The following is an 18058-nucleotide window of genomic DNA, read 5'->3' as shown; positions in this document are numbered from 1 at the left end:
AGCCTTAAATGACCGACTATAAAGCCACGCTAAACCTTCCGGACACCGCCTTCCCAATGAAGGCCGGCCTGCCACAGCGCGAACCGCAGATCCTGCAGCGCTGGGACAGTATTGGCCTGTACGGAAAGTTGCGCGAGATTGGCAAGGATCGTCCGAAATTCGTCCTGCACGATGGCCCTCCTTACGCCAACGGCACGATTCATATCGGTCATGCGCTGAACAAAATTCTCAAGGACATGATCCTGCGCTCGAAAACCCTGTCGGGCTTCGACGCGCCGTATGTGCCGGGTTGGGACTGCCACGGCCTGCCGATCGAACACAAGGTCGAAGTGACCTACGGTAAGAACCTGGGTGCCGATAAAACCCGCGAACTGTGCCGTGCCTACGCCGCCGAGCAGATCGAAGGGCAGAAGTCCGAGTTCATCCGCCTGGGTGTGCTGGGCGAGTGGGACAACCCGTACAAAACCATGAACTTCAAGAACGAGGCCGGTGAAATCCGTGCCTTGGCCGAAATCGTCAAGGGCGGTTTCGTGTTCAAGGGCCTCAAACCCGTGAACTGGTGCTTCGATTGCGGCTCGGCCCTGGCTGAAGCGGAAGTCGAATACGAAGACAAGAAGTCCTCGACCATCGACGTAGCCTTCCCGATTGCTGACGACGCCAAGCTGGCCCAGGCGTTTGGCCTGGCTAGCCTGAGCAAACCGGCTGCCATCGTGATCTGGACCACCACCCCGTGGACCATTCCCGCCAACCAGGCGCTGAACGTGCACCCGGAATTCACCTATGCCCTGGTGGACGTCGGTGATCGCCTGCTGGTACTCGCCGAGGAAATGGTCGAAGCGTGCCTGGCTCGCTACGAACTGCAAGGTTCGGTGATCGCCACCACCACCGGCTCCGCGCTGGAGCTGATCAACTTCCGTCACCCGTTCTATGACCGTCTGTCGCCGGTGTACCTGGCTGACTACGTAGAGTTGGGTTCGGGTACAGGTGTGGTTCACTGCTCGCCCGCCTATGGCGTGGACGACTTCGTGATCTGCAAGAAGTACGGCATGGTCAACGATGAGATCATCAACCCGGTGCAAAGCAACGGTGTTTACGTGCCTTCGCTGGAGTTCTTCGGCGGCCAGTTCATCTTCAAGGCCGATCAGCCGATCATCGATAAGCTGCGTGAAGTCGGTGCGCTGATGCAAACCGACACCATCAATCACAGCTACATGCACTGCTGGCGTCACAAGACCCCGCTGATCTACCGCGCCACCGCGCAATGGTTTATCGGCATGGACAAAGAACCGACCAGCGGCGACACCTTGCGTGTGCGTTCGCTCAAGGCCATCGAAGACACCACGTTCGTCCCGGCGTGGGGCCAGGCGCGCCTGCATTCGATGATCGCCAACCGTCCGGACTGGTGCATCTCCCGTCAACGCAACTGGGGTGTGCCGATCCCGTTCTTCTTGAACAAGGAAAGCGGTGAGTTGCATCCGCGTACCGTCGAACTGATGGAAGTGGTGGCCCAGCGTGTTGAACAGGAAGGCATCGAAGCCTGGTTCAAGCTGGACGCCGCCGAACTGCTGGGCGAAGAAGCGCCGCAGTATGACAAAATCAGCGACACCCTCGACGTATGGTTCGACTCGGGCACCACCCACTGGCACGTGCTACGCGGTTCGCACCCGATGGGCCACGAGACCGGTCCGCGTGCCGACCTGTACCTGGAAGGCTCGGACCAACACCGTGGCTGGTTCCACTCGTCATTGCTGACCGGTTGCGCCATCGACGATCACGCCCCGTATCGCGAGCTGCTGACCCACGGTTTCACCGTCGACGAGACGGGCCGCAAGATGTCCAAGTCGCTGAAAAACGTGATCGAACCAAAAAAGATCAACGACACCCTGGGCGCCGACATCATGCGTCTGTGGGTTGCGTCTACTGACTACTCGGGCGAGATCGCCGTATCGGACCAGATCCTGGCCCGCAGCGCCGATGCCTACCGTCGTATCCGTAATACCGCGCGTTTCCTCCTGTCGAACCTGACCGGCTTCAACCCGGCCACCGATATCCTGCCGGCCGAGGACATGCTCGCCCTGGACCGTTGGGCTGTGGACCGTACCCTGTTGCTGCAGCGCGAGTTGCAGGAGCACTACGGCGAATACCGCTTCTGGAACGTGTATTCGAAGATCCACAACTTCTGCGTGCAGGAGTTGGGTGGTTTCTACCTCGACATCATCAAGGACCGCCAGTACACCACCGGCGCCAACAGCAAGGCACGCCGCTCGGCGCAGACCGCGCTGTATCACATCTCCGAAGCGCTGGTGCGCTGGATCGCACCGATCCTGGCCTTCACCGCCGACGAGCTGTGGGAATACCTGCCGGGTGAGCGTAACGAGTCCGTGATGCTCAACACCTGGTACGAAGGCCTGACCGAACTGCCGGCCGATTTCGAACTGGGCCGCGAGTACTGGGAAGGCGTGATGGCCGTCAAAGTTGCAGTGAACAAGGAGCTGGAAGTGCAGCGTGCGGCCAAGGCCGTCGGCGGCAACCTGCAGGCCGAAGTCACCCTGTTTGCCGAGGAAGGCCTGACCGCCGACTTGACCAAGCTGAGCAACGAACTGCGCTTTGTACTGATCACCTCGACTGCAAGCTTGGCGCCATTCGCCCAGGCCCCAGCGGACGCCGTGGCCACCGAAGTACCGGGCCTCAAGCTCAAAGTGGTCAAGTCGGCCTTTGCCAAGTGCGCTCGTTGCTGGCATTGCCGTGAAGACGTCGGCGTGAACCCTGAGCATCCAGAAATCTGTGGTCGTTGCGTCGACAACATCTCGGGTGAAGGCGAGGTTCGCCATTATGCCTAATACCAGTCGTTTCGGACGTCTGGGCTGGCTCGTACTGAGTTTGCTGGTCCTGGTCATCGACCAGGTCAGCAAGGCTCATTTCGAAGGCTCCCTGGAAATGTTCCAGCAAATCGTGGTGATCCCGGATTACTTCAGCTGGACCCTCGCCTACAACACCGGCGCCGCTTTCAGCTTCCTGGCTGACGGTGGCGGCTGGCAGCGCTGGTTGTTCGCGCTGATCGCCTTGGTGGTCAGTGCGGTGCTCGTGGTCTGGCTCAAGCGCCTGGGCCGCGATGACACCTGGCTGGCCGTCGCCTTGGCCTTGGTTCTGGGCGGCGCGCTGGGTAACCTGTACGACCGCATTGCCCTGGGCCATGTGATCGACTTTATCCTGGTGCATTGGCAGAACCGTCATTATTTCCCTGCGTTCAACTTTGCCGACAGCGCCATCACCGTTGGTGCAATCATGCTGGCGCTGGATATGTTCAAAAGTAAGAAAACCGGAGAGACCGTCAATGACTGATCAGGTATTGGCTGAGCAACGCATCGGCCAGAACACGGAAGTCACTTTGCATTTCGCATTGCGCCTGGAGAATGGCGACACGGTCGACAGCACGTTCGACAAGGCCCCGGCGACCTTCAAGGTCGGCGACGGCAATCTGCTGCCGGGTTTCGAAGCGGCTCTATTCGGTTTCAAGGCTGGCGACAAGCGCACCCTGCAGATCCTGCCGGAAAACGCTTTTGGTCAGCCTAACCCGCAAAACGTGCAGATCATCCCGCGTTCGCAGTTCCAGGACATGGACCTGTCGGAAGGCCTGCTGGTGATCTTTAACGACGCCGCGAATACTGAGCTGCCTGGCGTGGTGAAAGCGTTCGATGACGCGCAAGTGACCATCGACTTCAACCACCCGCTGGCCGGTAAAACCTTGACGTTTGACGTTGAAATCATCGACGTTAAAGCGCTCTAACTGACGAAACACACTAAATGTGTGGATCGGACTTGTGTGAGGGGGCTTGCCCCCGATAGCGGGGCATCAGTCAAAGTTTTTTACTGACCCATCACTATCGGGGGCAAGCCCCCTCCCACCTTTGATCTTCATTGTCAGTTGAGTAGCTTCAATACTGACCCATAGTAGCTGCAAGACACGAGGCACAGCATGCAAATCAAACTCGCCAACCCCCGTGGCTTCTGCGCCGGCGTGGACCGTGCGATCGAAATCGTCAATCGTGCCCTGGAAGTTTTCGGTCCGCCGATCTACGTGCGTCATGAAGTCGTCCACAACAAGTTTGTGGTCGAAGACCTGCGCGCACGTGGCGCCATCTTTGTCGAAGAACTGGAGCAGGTACCAGACGACGTGATCGTCATCTTCAGTGCCCATGGTGTTTCCCAGGCCGTGCGTACCGAAGCGGCGGGCCGGGGCCTGAAAGTGTTCGACGCGACTTGCCCGCTGGTTACCAAGGTGCACATCGAAGTCGCGCGCTACAGCCGTGATGGTCGGGAATGCATTCTGATCGGTCATGCCGGTCACCCGGAAGTCGAAGGCACCATGGGCCAATACGACGCCAGCAACGGCGGCGCCATCTACTTGGTGGAGGACGAGAATGACGTCGCCAGCCTTCAGGTACACAACCCTGATCGTTTGGCCTTCGTGACTCAGACAACCTTATCCATGGACGACACCAGCCGTGTGATCGACGCGCTACGCAGCCGCTTCCCGGCCATTGGCGGCCCGCGCAAGGATGACATCTGCTACGCCACCCAAAACCGCCAGGACGCGGTCAAACAATTGGCTGACGAGTGCGATGTGGTTCTGGTGGTCGGCAGTCCTAACAGCTCCAATTCCAACCGCCTGCGTGAGCTGGCTGAGCGGATGGCGACACCGGCGTACCTGATCGACGGTGCCGAAGACATGCAACGCAGTTGGTTCGATGGCGTCGAGCGTATTGGCATCACTGCGGGTGCTTCTGCCCCTGAAGTGCTGGTGCGCGGTGTTATCCAGCAACTGCACGCCTGGGGCGCTACCGGCGCTGATGAGTTGGCAGGACGTGAAGAGAACATCACTTTCTCCATGCCCAAGGAGCTGCGCGTTCGCTCATTGCTTTGAACGTCAGGGTGCCGGATTAACTTCGGCACAACGCCTGTTCGGCTTTATCGCTACGCAGGCTGATACGCCCACTAGGCGCCAGCACCAACTGGTGCAGGCTTTGCGCCGAGTCCCTGGCGCATACGTGCACAGTGCCAGCACGAAAACCTCCCCCTGAAAACACCGGCTCGCCTGAACTGCTGAAGCGCACCTGGCTTTTGACCGGCCCATTCCCGACTATCGGCACTCGCCCGCTGTCTTGGCGCTCCAAGAGCACGGGGTTGTCGTCGTCCTGATGGCCGTGTCCGCTCATATCCAATATCACCCGCCAACCCTTGCTCCAGTCCTCGTCCAGTGCGTGGATGACCACCGCACGGTTACGCGCGATGGCTTCAGTGCGTGCGAAGCGAAGCCCGCTGGTAAGTGATTGTGCCGCGCTTTGTCGCAGCTGTGACTCCAGCAGGCCCAGGAAATTAGGTGCTGCCAGATGCAGCAGAGTGCCGCTCACAAGGAGTCCAAGCAGCAGTTCGATCAGGGTAAAACCTCGCTGTTCCATCGGCTTTCTCTCCGTGGGCGTGTTTAGGAAACAGGTCTAGGCATAGGTATAGCGTCCGTTTCTGGGAGGCGAATGATGGCCTATAGGTCCAAAGTATTTCCCTTTGTGCCGTGGGCAGCACGGGCGAAAAACCGACGCTAGTCTTGGATCGCACAGCGGGATTTCCTGCTTTCTTCGGCCTTCGACACGGATGACGACGGTAATGCTTTCCTGCCTTAACACCTGTTTTCCCCACGCTTTTGCGCGATGCCAGACCGGCATGACGTTGATCGAGGTACTGGTGGCGATGCTGATTCTCACCGTGGGCCTGTTAGGCGCAGTGGTGCTTCAACTAAATGCCCTCAAGTACACCGAAAGTTCGAGGATGACCAGTCAGGCCAGTTTTATTGCCTACGATATGCTCGACCGAGTCCGCGCCAATTCTGGCGCGGACTACTCATTGCGCCACGGAGTGCAGGCCCCCAGTACCGGGAACGTCAGCGTGCGTGATTTGGACCTCCATGATTTCGAATCCAATATTCGCGCCTTTGCCGGGGAGGGTGCCAAAGGTTCAGTGGCGGTCAGCACAAATGAAGTGACTGTCAGTATCAGTTGGGATGGCAGCCGAAGTGAGAACACGCCTGGCGCGCGGGAAACCTGGTCCCTGACCAGTCGCATCGACAATGAACCAGGGGTAATGCAATGAGGCCTCTGGTTAGCGGTTTCAGCCTGGTGGAATTGTTGCTGGCACTGGCCGTCGGTTTGGTACTGGTGATTGGAGGGAGCCAAGTGGTGATCAGCTCCCGAGTTACCTACGCCAGCCAGCAGGCTTCCATGTTGTTGCAGGATGACGCGCGGTTTGCGCTGGGCAAGATGATTCAGGACATTCGTCAGGCTGGGATGTTTGGCTGTTTGGCCACGGAAGTTATTGATAACGCGCCGCCAGCCTTTGAACAGCCCGTGCGCTGGACTGCCGGGGGTAGCTCAAAGTCGCTAACGCTGGTCACCACTGATGTCGGCCGAGGGGTTGGCAGGCCAGACTGGACGGTGCTGTCCGACTGCACGACTAACGCTCAAGCCTATGCAGGGAATCCACCTGCCCCTGATCCTGGACAGATTCGTTTTGCGATTCGACAGCTGACTTACACCTTCGAGACCAGCCAGTTAAAGGTCAGCACGCTCGCAGCGCCGGCCAAGGTGGTGCTGGTGGATAACGTACGGGATTTCGATATCAGTTTCGGCGTGGCTGCCAGGGCGTCATCACCGCGAGTTGTGGGCTACGACGCCATGCCATCCGATGAGGCCTTGATCCGCAGCGTGCGCATCCGCATGACGCTGCAGGACCCCACTGGGAAGGTGAGAGATCAAACCTACAGCGTGGTGGTGGCTCTGCGAAACCGTGTGGGGTAGGGCAGCCATGAAGAGTGCTGGAGGTATTTCTTCGCGACAAAGAGGGATAGTCCTGCTGATAAGCCTGGTGTTTCTGCTGTTGTTGGCGTTGATCGGGTTGTCGTCCATGCAGGGGGCAGTCACCCAGCAAAAAATTGCCGGCAGCCTGTGGCATCGCAACCAATCGTTTCAAGCAGCAGAAAGTGGCTTAAGGCTGGGGGAGGAAGTTGTGAGGCGAAAGGGTGCGGATTTGCCGCAGTGCCATTCGATTGTTGTCTGTGCGCCTCCGGATGAGTCGTTGTCGGTGGTCGCGGCCGGTACCAGTCCTGTTTCATCAGTTAACTGGATTGCCATCAAAGGGGGGCTCTACGGTATTCAATCCCTTGGTCCGAGCGTAGGACTGGCGAATTTGCCACCGCAAACTCCAGCAACGTTGTACCGGGTGACGGCGATTGGGATCAGTGGTCAGTCACGCACGGTATTGGAGACTGTGTACGCGCGAGTGGACGAAGCCAGTGGCTCGCGTTTTAGGCGAGTGTCTTGGCGACAACTTCAATAAGGACCAATGGAATGGGCATGGACAGCCAGGGATTTACCCTGATCGAGTTACTGATCGCTGTGGCGATTATCGCGTTTCTGGCCGGGATCGCTTACCCCGGGTACACCGGCCATGTGAAAAAAGTCTATCGCGCGGAAATTGTCGCGCTGCTGACTGAGCAAGCTCAGCTACTGGAGCGCTTTTATACGAGGAACGGCACATTTATTGACGCAAGCGGCATCAGCACGGGCAATGATCGCTATAGAATCACCGCTGCGTTGAACCCTCAGGATTTCTACCTGGTCGCTACGCCGGGCGCCGATTCGTTGATGGCTGGTGACCCTTGCGGTGGCTTCAGCCTCAGCAGCACCGGTCTACGGGCCAATCCGGGTGCTGCTCCTGAAATGTCGCGCCAGACATGCTGGGGGCAATGATGAGGTGGCTGGATGATTGGGCGCCGGGCGCGTCTGTTCCTATTTTATCGGCTGGATCAAATGATGGCTAAGCAACAGCAAGTGGTGATTGTCGGGGGCGGAGTCATTGGTCTGCTGACGGCGTACAACCTGGCGAGCCAGGGGCAGGCGGTCGTCCTGTTGGAGCGCGCCGGCGTTGGGCAGGAGTCTTCATGGGCGGGCGGTGGCATTGTTTCGCCGCTGTATCCGTGGCGCTACAGCCCGGCGGTCACTGCTTTGGCCCATTGGTCCCAGGATTTTTATCCACAACTGGGTGAGCGCCTGTTTGCCGCCACCGGCGTGGATCCGGAGGTTCATGTCACCGGCTTGTACTGGTTGGACTTGGACGACGAGGCTGAAGCGCTGGCGTGGGCGATCCGTGAAGGTCGGCCCCTGACCAAAGTGGATGTTTCGGCCGCCCATGATGCGGTGCCGGTGCTGGGAGGCGGGTATTGCCAGGCAATCTATATGGCGAATGTGGCCAATGTGCGCAACCCTCGCTTGGTCAAATCCCTTAAAGCCGCGTTATTGGCGATGCCTGGCGTAATCGTTCACGAACAGTGCGAAGTCACCGGATTTGTTCTGGAAGGCGACAATGTGGTGGGCGTAAATACGGCAGAGGGGCCGATTGTGGGGGCGCATGTAGTGTTGGCGGCAGGAGCGTGGAGCGGTGAGTTGCTTGGCACGCTGGGCTTGGCGCTTCCGGTGGAGCCGGTCAAGGGGCAGATGATTTTGTACAAGTGCGCCTCGGACTTCCTGTCGAGCATGGTCCTGGCCAAGGGGCGTTACGCCATCCCCCGGCGCGACGGACACATTCTCATCGGAAGTACCCTTGAACATGAGGGCTTCGACAAGACACCCACCGAAACTGCGCTGGAAAGTCTCAAGGCCTCGGCTGTGGAACTGATTCCCGCTCTTGCGGATGCCGAGGTGGTTGGGCATTGGGCCGGTTTGCGCCCCGGTTCACCGGAAGGCATTCCCTATATTGGCCAGGTGCCCGGCTTCAAAGGGCTGTGGCTCAACTGCGGGCACTACCGCAACGGCCTGGTTCTGGCGCCGGCGTCCTGTCAGTTGTTTGCAGACTTGTTGCTGGGGCATACGCCGATTATCGACCCCGCACCTTACGCGCCTGAAGGTCGGATCAGCGCTGGATAGACTTCGGTCCCTGCTCCAGATGCGCCTGGGTGCAATACCACTCCTGGCGTGAGCTTAGGGCGCGATCCTGTGGCAGGTGCACGCCGCAGTGGGCGCAGCGCACCATCAACGCAGCGCTTGGCTCGCTTGTGCGTCGCTGCTTGGTGGCCGGGCTTTTGAATTTGCGCCAGAACCATACCGCTGCAGCAATAACGGCAATCCAGAACAGAAGACGAAGCATGATGGGCGGTTTCTCGATAAGGAATGCGCCAGTTTAGCCAAGGACGTGGCAAGCGCACAGCGCAATAATACTGCCCAATAAAAAAGGAGCCCCGAGGGGCTCCTTTTTGCGTTGCGTCGACAGATCAGTCGAACACACCGAAGGTCATGTAGCTGAACCAGGAGCGGTCCTGATTGTTGCCCAGGGCCTCTGGCTCTTCTTCTTCGATCACGTCGCCGTTCTCGTCGTGCGGCTTGAGCTCCGAAGGAATGGCTTCCTTGGCGTCCTGGTACTGCTTGATCACGTCCTGATTGGCGCGGGTTTCGCCCGGCGGCAACGGTGGGCGCGACTCGATCAGGCCCAGGGTGTATTTGCTCAGCCACGAACGGTTGTCCGCTTCTGCAACCTGAGGCACGAACTGGCCGTCTTTCAGGCTCGGGTGATCCGGGTAGTTGAGCTTCAGGGTTTCCAGGCTGGTGTTGGCCAGTTCGTCCAAGTGCAGACGTTGGTAGGCCTCGGTCATCACTGCCAGGCCGTCACCCACGGAAGGGGTCTCCTGGAAGTTTTCTACTACATAGCGGCCACGGTTGGCAGCAGCGACATACGCCTGACGGGTCAGGTAGTAGTGAGCTACGTGGATCTCGTAAGACGCCAGCAGGTTGCGCAGGTAGATCATGCGCTGCTTGGCGTCCGGGGCGTAGCGGCTGTTCGGGTAGCGGCTGGTCAGCTGGGCGAACTCATTGTAGGAGTCGCGGGCCGCACCTGGGTCACGCTTGGTCATGTCCAGCGGCAGGAAGCGCGCCAGCAGGCCAACATCCTGGTCGAACGAGGTCAGGCCCTTGAGGTAGTAGGCGTAGTCCACGTTCGGGTGTTGCGGGTGCAAACGGATGAAACGCTCGGCGGCGGACTTGGCGGCTTCCGGTTCGGCGTTCTTGTAGTTGGCATAGATCAGCTCAAGCTGAGCCTGGTCGGCATAGCGCCCGAACGGATAACGCGACTCCAGTGCCTTCAGCTTCGCTGTGGCGCTGGTGTAGCTATTATTGTCCAAGTCTTTCTGTGCCAGTTGGTACAGCTCGACTTCGCTCAGGTTTTCGTCGACGACTTCCTTTGTTGACGAGCAAGCAGCAGTCATGGCGAGGATGGCGATCAGCAGCAGGTGTTTCACTTGCATGGCGGCTTGCGTCCCTATGACGGCCGCTGTCTTGGGCGGGGCCGTCCTGTTATGATGAGCGCCCCGTTGAAAGCCTCGGGGCAAAAGACGCCGTATTTAACCACAAGCGCGCAGCCGAAACCAAAGGCTGTGCCACGCCTAGTCTGAGCATGTCCGATAAAATTGAACTTCGCGCAGAGGTGCCGTCCGAATTGGGCGGCCAACGCCTCGATCAAGTCGCCGCACAATTATTCGCTGAGCACTCGCGCTCGCGCCTTTCCGCCTGGATCAAAGACGGCCGCCTGACTGTGGATGGAGCGGTTATCCGCCCGCGAGACATAGTCCATGGCGGTGCGATTCTTGAGCTGACTGCCGAGCAGGAAGCCCAGGGAGAATGGGTCGCCCAAGACATTGAGCTGGATATCGTCTATGAAGACGACGACATCCTCGTCATCAACAAACCCGCAGGCCTGGTGGTTCACCCGGCGGCCGGGCACGCTGATGGCACCTTGCTCAATGCCCTGTTGCACCATATCCCGGACATCATCAACGTGCCGCGCTGCGGTATCGTGCACCGTCTGGACAAGGACACCACCGGCCTGATGGTGGTTGCCAAGACCATTCAGGCGCAGACGCAACTGGTTACGCAGTTGCAGAGCCGTAGCGTCAGCCGGATCTATGAGTGCATCGTGATCGGCGTGGTCGTCGCGGGTGGCAAGATCAACGCCCCTATCGGTCGCCACGGCCAGCAGCGCCAGCGCATGGCGGTAATGGAGGGCGGCAAGCAGGCCGTAAGCCACTACCGTGTATTGGAGCGTTTCCGTTCCCACACCCACGTTCGGGTCAAGCTGGAAACCGGTCGTACTCACCAGATTCGCGTGCACATGGCCCACATCAACTTCCCGTTGGTCGGCGATCCTGCCTACGGTGGTCGCTTCCGCATTCCGCCTGCGGCCAGTCAGACAATGGTTGAATCGCTCAAGACGTTCCCGCGCCAGGCACTGCATGCACGCTTCCTGGAACTGGATCATCCGACGAGTGGTAAGCGCATGAGCTGGGAATCGCCACTGCCGGACGATTTTGTCTGGTTGCTGTCACTGCTCAAGCAGGACCGTGAGGCGTTTGTTGGATGAGTGACTGGCTGATACCTGACTGGCCCGCGCCGGCTCGGGTAAAGGCCTGCGTTACCACCCGTGCGGGCGGCGTCAGCCTGGCGCCGTTCGACAGCCTCAACTTGGGCGATCATGTAGAGGACAGCCTGGAGGCCGTTCTTGAAAATCGCCGTCGTCTTAGCGACGCATTTGATATTCAGCCGGCCTGGCTGCGCCAAGTTCACGGGGTGACCGTGGTTGAGGCTGATCCTGGCCGCACGGCTGAAGCCGATGGCTGTTGGACCAGCAACCCAGGCATCGCTTGTACCTCTATGACTGCCGATTGCCTGCCCGCGTTATTCTGCAACCGCGCAGGGACTCGTGTCGCAGCGGCCCATGCCGGTTGGCGCGGGTTGGCGGCTGGCGTGTTGGAAGCGGCTTTCGAAAGTCTGGATACCGCTCCTGCCGACGTACTGGTCTGGTTGGGCCCTGCAATCGGTCCTCAATCCTTTGAAGTCGGTCCTGAGGTGCGTGAAGCCTTCATGCAGCAACTGCCGACCACTGCCCAAGCCTTTGTGCCGAGCCGTAATCCTGGCAAGTTCATGGCCGACATCTATCAACTGGCTCGCCTGCGCCTTGCCGCACGGGGTGTCACGGCTGTTTACGGTGGTGGTTTGTGCACCGTGACCGATCCGCGCTTCTTTTCTTACCGGCGCAGTCCGCGCACCGGTCGATTTGCCTCCCTTATCTGGCTCGAACGCTAGACTCTCCTGACTTACGTCAACTGTCCGTAGCTTGAATCTTCCAGAATCCACCCCATCTATAAGGGTATCTGGCAGGTTTCTTCATTCAGGAATGTTTTATAGCTCCGGCCTGCTCAAAAGGAAGGTGACTAATGCGTATTGATCGTTTAACCAGCAAATTACAGTTGGCGTTATCGGACTCCCAGTCGTTGGCGGTGGGTCTCGACCACCCGGCCATTGAGCCTGCACACTTGATGCAGGCTCTTCTGGAACAGCAAGGTGGTTCTATCAAGCCCTTGCTGATGCAGGTGGGCTTTGATGTCAGCAGCCTGCGCAAGGAGTTGAGCAAAGAGCTCGACCAGCTGCCAAAAATCCAAAATCCAACCGGCGACGTGAACATGTCGCAGGATCTGGCGCGCCTGCTTAACCAGGCCGACCGCCTGGCCCAGCAAAAGGGCGACCAGTTCATCTCCAGCGAACTGGTGCTGCTCGCCGCCATGGACGAGAACAGCAAGCTCGGCAAGTTGTTGCTGGGCCAGGGCGTGAGCAAGAAAGCCCTGGAAAATGCCATCAACAACCTGCGTGGTGGCGACGCGGTGAATGATCCTAACCACGAGGAGTCGCGCCAGGCCCTGGACAAGTACACCGTCGATCTGACGAAGCGCGCCGAAGAAGGCAAGCTTGACCCGGTCATCGGCCGCGACGACGAGATTCGTCGCACCATTCAGGTCCTGCAGCGTCGCACCAAGAATAATCCTGTGCTGATCGGTGAGCCTGGTGTGGGTAAAACCGCGATTGCCGAGGGTTTGGCCCAGCGCATCATCAATGGTGAAGTGCCGGACGGCCTTAAAGGCAAACGCCTGCTGTCCTTGGACATGGGGTCGTTGATCGCCGGTGCTAAGTTCCGCGGCGAGTTTGAAGAGCGCCTGAAATCTCTGCTTAATGAACTGTCGAAGCAGGAAGGGCAGATCATTCTGTTTATCGACGAACTGCACACCATGGTCGGCGCCGGTAAAGGCGAGGGGTCGATGGATGCTGGCAACATGCTCAAGCCAGCTTTGGCTCGCGGCGAGTTGCACTGCGTAGGTGCAACGACGCTCAACGAGTACCGTCAATATATAGAGAAGGATGCAGCCCTTGAGCGTCGTTTCCAGAAAGTGCTGGTGGAAGAACCGAGCGAAGAGGACACCATCGCTATCCTGCGCGGTTTGAAAGAACGCTATGAGGTCCACCACAAGGTGGCGATCACTGACGGTGCGATCATTGCTGCGGCCAAATTGAGCCATCGCTATATCACCGATCGTCAGTTGCCGGACAAGGCCATCGATTTGATCGACGAAGCGGCCAGCCGCATTCGTATGGAAATCGACTCCAAGCCGGAAGTGCTCGACCGCCTGGATCGGCGCCTGATTCAACTGAAAGTCGAATCCCAGGCTTTAAAGAAAGAAGAAGACGACGCTGCGAAGAAACGCCTGGAAAAACTCCAGGAAGAAATTTTGCGGCTTGAGCGCGAGTATTCGGACCTGGAAGAGATCTGGACCTCGGAAAAAGCCGAAGTGCAGGGCTCTGCGCAGATCCAGCAAAAGATCGAACAGTCCCGTCAGGAACTGGAGGCTGCACGCCGTAAGGGCGACCTGAACCGCATGGCCGAATTGCAGTACGGTGTCATCCCGGACCTGGAGCGCAGCTTGCAAATGGTCGACCAGCACGGCAAGAGCGAGAATCAGCTGCTGCGCAGCAAGGTGACCGAGGAAGAAATCGCCGAAGTCGTCTCGAAGTGGACCGGCATTCCTGTGTCGAAAATGCTCGAAGGCGAGCGCGACAAGCTGCTGAAGATGGAGCACCTATTGCACCAGCGCGTGATCGGCCAGGAAGAGGCGGTCGTGGCGGTGTCCAACGCGGTACGGCGTTCGCGGGCCGGCTTGTCCGACCCGAACCGCCCGAGCGGCTCGTTCATGTTTCTTGGCCCGACCGGCGTGGGTAAGACCGAGCTATGCAAGGCGCTGGCTGAGTTTCTCTTTGATACTGAAGAGGCCATGGTGCGGATCGATATGTCCGAGTTCATGGAAAAACACTCGGTGGCTCGCCTGATCGGTGCTCCACCAGGCTATGTGGGCTACGAGGAGGGCGGTTACCTGACCGAAGCCGTGCGGCGTAAGCCTTACTCGGTGATCCTGCTGGATGAGGTCGAGAAGGCGCATCCGGATGTATTCAACATCCTGCTGCAAGTGCTGGAAGATGGTCGGTTGACGGACAGTCACGGGCGTACCGTTGACTTCCGCAACACGGTGATCGTGATGACCTCCAACCTGGGCTCCTCCCAGATCCAGGAGTTGGTAGGTGATCGTGAGGCCCAGCGTGCTGCGGTAATGGATGCGCTGACCACACACTTCCGCCCGGAATTCATCAACCGGGTCGACGAAGTAGTGATCTTCGAGCCCTTGGCGCGTGATCAGATCGCGGGCATCACCGAGATCCAGTTGGGCCGCTTGCGCGGTCGTCTGGCAGAACGCGAGCTGTCGCTGGAGCTGAGCCGCGAGGCGTTAGACAAGCTGATCGCAGTCGGTTACGACCCGGTGTATGGTGCACGGCCTTTGAAACGTGCGATCCAGCGCTGGATCGAAAACCCGCTGGCGCAGTTGATCCTTTCAGGCAGCTTTATGCCAGGCACCAGCGTAGAGGCGACTGTGGAGAACGACGAAATCGTCTTCCATTAAGCCCGGATTGCAGCGTTATGAGAGAAGGTCCCGCATCGCGGGACCTTTTTTTTCGTTAGGGCGTTGAACTGTAAGGAAAAGGCTTGTAAAGTGCGCCCCGCAGCAACGTCAGCCCACGGGTTTCTTCTCCCCAAGAAGAAATCAGAAAGAAGCGCAAATCATTGTCTTAAAAGCAATTTAAAGGGTTGACAGGGGTTTTTAAGATTGTAGAATAGCGCGCCTCAGAGACGCTAACGTAGAGATACGGACAGGGTCGAAGAGGAGAGTTTCAAGCAGTAAAAGTTGTACTTTGAAATATGTAGTTCCGTGATAGCTCAGTCGGTAGAGCAAATGACTGTTAATCATTGGGTCCCAGGTTCGAGTCCTGGTCACGGAGCCAATTTCAAACCGGGGTATAGCGCAGTCCGGTAGCGCGCCTGCTTTGGGAGCAGGATGTCGGGAGTTCGAATCCCCCTACCCCGACCATTTTTGGGTCGTTAGCTCAGTTGGTAGAGCAGTTGGCTTTTAACCAATTGGTCGTAGGTTCGAATCCCACACGACCCACCATTTTTGAGACCAGTTAGCGCTGGGATCGAATCTTAAGATCAGAGGCCAAAAGCGCTGATCGAAGAAGGCGACTGAGAGGTCGCCTTTTTTTTACCGGGGTATAGCGCAGTCCGGTAGCGCGCCTGCTTTGGGAGCAGGATGTCGGGAGTTCGAATCCCCCTACCCCGACCATATTAAAAATCCTCGTATCGAAAGATACGGGGATTTTTTTTGCGCACGCAAAACCTCAAAACACTGCGCATCAAACGTGAGAGGGGGCCTGGTCCCGACAGCAGTCTGTCAGCCAATGAAGACATAGCTGACCCACCGCGATCGGGAGCAGGCCCCCTCCAACATTATTTTATGTTGTTAGTGAAGTTTGAGTCGCGGCTCAGTACCACGCCCAATCCTGCTGCCCAGCATCAGCATCGCCGTGCGGAAGAAGCCATAGAGCGCCATCTGGTGCATCCGGTACAGCGACACGTAGAACATCCGCGCCAGCCAGCCTTCCAGCATCACACTGCCTGTCAGATTGCCCATCAAGTTACCCACCGCTGAAAAGCGTGACAGCGAGATCAGCGATCCATAGTCGGTGTACTTGTACGACGGCAGCTCCTTGCCCTCGATGCGTAGCTTCAGCGACTTAGCCAGCAACGATGCTTGCTGGTGGGCAGCCTGGGCCCGTGGCGGTACGTTGCGGTCGGTGCCCGGTTGCGGGCACGCGGCGCAGTCGCCGAACGCAAAGATATTTTCGTCGCGGGTGGTTTGCAGCGTCGGCAGCACTTGCAGCTGATTGATGCGGTTGGTTTCCAGGCCATCAATGTCCTTGAGGAATCCTGGCGCGCGAATCCCCGCAGCCCACACTTTAAGACTGGCCGGAATCACCTGGCCGCTACTGGTAATCAGTGCATCGGCGGTGACTTCGCTGACGGCCGAGTTGGTCAGCACGGTCACGCCGAGCTTCTCCAGGGTTTTATGCACAGGCCCGCCAATACGCTCCGGTAGGGCGGGCAGTACGCGTGGGCCGGCTTCGATCAGGGTGATGTGCATGTTTTCCGGCTTGATTCGGTCCAGGCCGTAGGCAGCCAGCTCATGGGCAGCGTTATGCAGCTCGGCGGCGAGTTCGACGCCGGTGGCGCCGGCGCCGACGATGGCGACACTGATCTGCTCGACGACATCGGTCTGTCCGGCATGTGCGCGCAGGTAGTGGTTGAGCAGTTGCTGGTGAAAACGTTCGGCCTGTTTGCGGGTGTCGAGAAACAGGCAGTGTTGCGCCGCGCCCTCGGTGCCGAAGTCGTTAGTGGTGCTGCCTACCGCAATCACTAGGCTGTCGTAGCTCAGAACGCGCGCAGGCACCAGTTCGCGGCCCTCTTCGTCGAGGGTGGCGGCCAACTGAATCTTCTTCTGCTCTCGGTCAAGCCCGCTCATGCGCCCCAGTTGGAACTCGAAGTGGTTCCATTTGGCCTGGGCGACGTAGTTGAGTTCGTCTTCCGAAGAGTTCAGCGACCCGGCGGCCACTTCGTGCAGCAGCGGCTTCCAGATATGGGTCAGGTTGGTGTCCACCAGCGTGATGCTGGCAGTGCCACGCTTGCCCAGAGTCTTACCCAGGCGGGTAGCCAACTCCAGACCGCCGGCGCCGCCGCCGACGATAATAATACGATGGGTCATAGGGATATCTCGCAAGGCTAAAAGAAATCGGAGCAGTTACCCTCGCGAGCGCCAGGCAGCTCATAGCGTTAGGTAACTCAAAAGGCGGCTCAGCAGACCGAGCCCGATCACCACCACCAGCACCACACCAAGGAGCAGCCACGGCCGGAAAGGCTTGCGCTCGACTCGGTTTTGGGAGAGTTGCAGATACTCTTCGACATGCTTTTGGTCGTCGGGGTTCAGGCGACTGGTCATATAAGGCCTCGTCAGGTAGACGTTGCAAAAGGGCGCCACGTTACAGTCGGGGTGGGATCAGAGGCTGATCCCCACGTCGAACACTATGCTGCGCCCCAGGTTGTTGCGCAAGAAATCCGGGGCGTCCGGGTGAGCGAACAGCACTCGCGCGAACGTTGGCCCCACCAGAGACAGCGAGCGCCAGCCTTGGCGCAAGTATTCGGTGGGGGGGGGGAAGTGGCTGTTGAGGTCGAGCACTTCGCGCTTGAGGCTGGTGAACGCGACAAGATCCAGTTCGCCCAGGTCCATCCCGCGCTCTTTGTAGTTGTGGGCCTTCTTGCGCAACGTGGGCGCCAGGCGCAGCAGGAATTCATGAGCGGGGATTCGCCGAGGCTTGGCTTCGCGCCGCACCAGTTGGCTGAGGGAGAATGCGCTACGCCGGCGCAGCAGTTCGTCTCGCCATTCGTCGTTCAGTCGCCGCCCTTCATCAAGTACGAAAAACACCTCGAAACTGGCATCGCGAAACAGCACATCCGGTGGTTCTTGACCTGCGGCATGAAACTCTTCGGCGCGGTAAGGCACGTTCAAACCTTGCAGCAGGCGCTGGCAGACCCAACGCTCACGCTCCCATTTGCGGGCATTGGACAGGAACGCATTGGCTTGTTCGGCTGCTACGGTGAGCAGGCGCAAATAATCTGAGTCATCCATGCATGCAGCTTAGCGTCCAAATGATGACCGCAGGAAGTCCTGCCGCAAAAGCCAGGGTGTAGACTGGCCTTT

General features: G+C 58.7%; 18 protein-coding genes and 4 tRNA genes. 16 read left to right on the top strand and 6 right to left on the bottom strand.

What is annotated here, in order from left to right; genetic code table 11:
* Positions 1-8 precede the first annotated feature (8 nt).
* The 4 genes from ileS to ispH all read left to right on the top strand — a co-directional run bounded on the left by ileS (position 9) and on the right by ispH (position 4924).
* Positions 9-2840, top strand: a complete 2832-nt coding sequence (gene ileS, locus ACVWXD_RS20770) for an isoleucine--tRNA ligase (protein WP_457371292.1) — start codon at positions 9-11, stop codon at positions 2838-2840.
* Complete coding sequence (lspA, locus tag ACVWXD_RS20765) at positions 2833-3342, top strand: signal peptidase II (protein WP_032886176.1); 510 nt, start codon at positions 2833-2835, stop codon at positions 3340-3342. Before ileS ends, lspA begins: the two co-directional genes overlap by 8 nt.
* A 7-nt stretch (positions 3343-3349) precedes the next feature.
* Entirely contained in the window at positions 3350-3787 is a 438-nt protein-coding gene (fkpB, locus tag ACVWXD_RS20760; RefSeq protein WP_174562729.1) for an FKBP-type peptidyl-prolyl cis-trans isomerase, read from the top strand.
* Positions 3788-3976: 189 nt separating this feature from the next.
* A complete protein-coding gene (gene ispH, locus ACVWXD_RS20755) occupies positions 3977-4924 on the top strand; it encodes a 4-hydroxy-3-methylbut-2-enyl diphosphate reductase (protein ID WP_032886178.1) in 948 nt (315 codons plus the stop codon).
* 16 nt (positions 4925-4940) lie between these two features.
* Here the strand turns inward: ispH and ACVWXD_RS20750 are convergent, their stop codons facing one another.
* A complete protein-coding gene (locus ACVWXD_RS20750) occupies positions 4941-5459 on the bottom strand; it encodes a GspH/FimT family pseudopilin (protein WP_457371291.1) in 519 nt (172 codons plus the stop codon).
* Positions 5460-5661: 202 nt separating this feature from the next.
* On the opposite strand from ACVWXD_RS20750, the gene pilV reads away from it, so the two are divergent.
* The 5 genes from pilV (at position 5662) to thiO (ending at position 8972) form a co-directional block, all read left to right on the top strand.
* Positions 5662-6144, top strand: coding sequence for a type IV pilus modification protein PilV (gene pilV / locus ACVWXD_RS20745; RefSeq protein WP_457371599.1), 483 nt, complete (start codon positions 5662-5664; stop codon positions 6142-6144).
* Complete coding sequence (locus ACVWXD_RS20740; protein WP_457371290.1) at positions 6141-6848, top strand: prepilin-type N-terminal cleavage/methylation domain-containing protein; 708 nt, start codon at positions 6141-6143, stop codon at positions 6846-6848. Before pilV ends, ACVWXD_RS20740 begins: the two co-directional genes overlap by 4 nt.
* A 7-nt stretch (positions 6849-6855) precedes the next feature.
* Positions 6856-7386: a pilus assembly PilX family protein gene (locus tag ACVWXD_RS20735; protein ID WP_457371289.1), complete on the top strand. Its 531-nt coding sequence runs from the start codon at positions 6856-6858 to the stop codon at positions 7384-7386.
* Positions 7387-7397: 11 nt separating this feature from the next.
* The gene (locus ACVWXD_RS20730; RefSeq protein WP_457371288.1) at positions 7398-7799 is read left to right on the top strand and encodes a type IV pilin protein; all 402 of its coding nucleotides are present in this window, start codon (positions 7398-7400) and stop codon (positions 7797-7799) included.
* A 63-nt stretch (positions 7800-7862) separates the two neighbouring features.
* Positions 7863-8972, top strand: a complete 1110-nt coding sequence (gene thiO, locus ACVWXD_RS20725) for a glycine oxidase ThiO (protein WP_122764969.1) — start codon at positions 7863-7865, stop codon at positions 8970-8972.
* On the opposite strand, the gene ACVWXD_RS20720 is transcribed toward thiO, so the two are convergent.
* Both ACVWXD_RS20720 and ACVWXD_RS20715 read right to left on the bottom strand, forming a co-directional pair.
* Complete coding sequence (locus ACVWXD_RS20720; protein ID WP_032886182.1) at positions 8959-9192, bottom strand: PP0621 family protein; 234 nt, start codon at positions 9190-9192, stop codon at positions 8959-8961. The genes thiO and ACVWXD_RS20720 overlap by 14 nt on opposite strands.
* A gap of 124 nt (positions 9193-9316) precedes the next feature.
* Positions 9317-10342 carry an outer membrane protein assembly factor BamD gene (locus ACVWXD_RS20715; protein WP_032886183.1) on the bottom strand — a complete coding sequence of 342 codons (1026 nt, stop codon included), beginning with the start codon at positions 10340-10342 and terminating at the stop codon, positions 9317-9319.
* Positions 10343-10491: 149 nt separating this feature from the next.
* On the opposite strand from ACVWXD_RS20715, the gene rluD reads away from it, so the two are divergent.
* The 7 genes from rluD to ACVWXD_RS20680 all read left to right on the top strand — a co-directional run bounded on the left by rluD (position 10492) and on the right by ACVWXD_RS20680 (position 15589).
* Complete coding sequence (gene rluD, locus ACVWXD_RS20710; protein ID WP_032886184.1) at positions 10492-11454, top strand: 23S rRNA pseudouridine(1911/1915/1917) synthase RluD; 963 nt, start codon at positions 10492-10494, stop codon at positions 11452-11454.
* Positions 11451-12176, top strand: a complete 726-nt coding sequence (gene pgeF, locus ACVWXD_RS20705) for a peptidoglycan editing factor PgeF (RefSeq protein ID WP_095183795.1) — start codon at positions 11451-11453, stop codon at positions 12174-12176. The genes rluD and pgeF overlap by 4 nt, the downstream gene beginning before the upstream one ends.
* Positions 12177-12307: 131 nt before the next feature.
* Complete coding sequence (clpB, locus tag ACVWXD_RS20700; protein WP_032886186.1) at positions 12308-14872, top strand: ATP-dependent chaperone ClpB; 2565 nt, start codon at positions 12308-12310, stop codon at positions 14870-14872.
* A gap of 303 nt (positions 14873-15175) precedes the next feature.
* Positions 15176-15251 (top strand) — tRNA-Asn (locus ACVWXD_RS20695).
* 9 nt (positions 15252-15260) lie between these two features.
* Positions 15261-15337, top strand: a tRNA-Pro gene (locus ACVWXD_RS20690).
* A gap of 5 nt (positions 15338-15342) precedes the next feature.
* A tRNA-Lys gene (locus tag ACVWXD_RS20685) sits at positions 15343-15418 on the top strand.
* Positions 15419-15512: 94 nt separating this feature from the next.
* Positions 15513-15589: transfer RNA gene (locus ACVWXD_RS20680), tRNA-Pro, on the top strand.
* Positions 15590-15766: 177 nt separating this feature from the next.
* On the opposite strand, the gene ACVWXD_RS20675 is transcribed toward ACVWXD_RS20680, so the two are convergent.
* The 3 genes from ACVWXD_RS20675 to ACVWXD_RS20665 are packed head-to-tail and all read right to left on the bottom strand — an operon-like array spanning position 15767 to position 17986.
* The gene (locus ACVWXD_RS20675) at positions 15767-17065 is read right to left on the bottom strand and encodes an NAD(P)/FAD-dependent oxidoreductase (RefSeq protein ID WP_032886187.1); all 1299 of its coding nucleotides are present in this window, start codon (positions 17063-17065) and stop codon (positions 15767-15769) included.
* 60 nt (positions 17066-17125) lie between these two features.
* Complete coding sequence (locus ACVWXD_RS20670) at positions 17126-17299, bottom strand: DUF3094 family protein (protein WP_032886188.1); 174 nt, start codon at positions 17297-17299, stop codon at positions 17126-17128.
* 57 nt (positions 17300-17356) lie between these two features.
* A complete protein-coding gene (locus tag ACVWXD_RS20665) occupies positions 17357-17986 on the bottom strand; it encodes a DUF1780 domain-containing protein (protein ID WP_032886189.1) in 630 nt (209 codons plus the stop codon).
* Positions 17987-18058 lie beyond the last annotated feature (72 nt).

This window comes from Pseudomonas sp. TE3911 (genome assembly GCF_054062775.1).
Note: the sequence above shows the minus strand (reverse complement) of the source record. Positions and strands in the feature narration are given on the sequence as shown.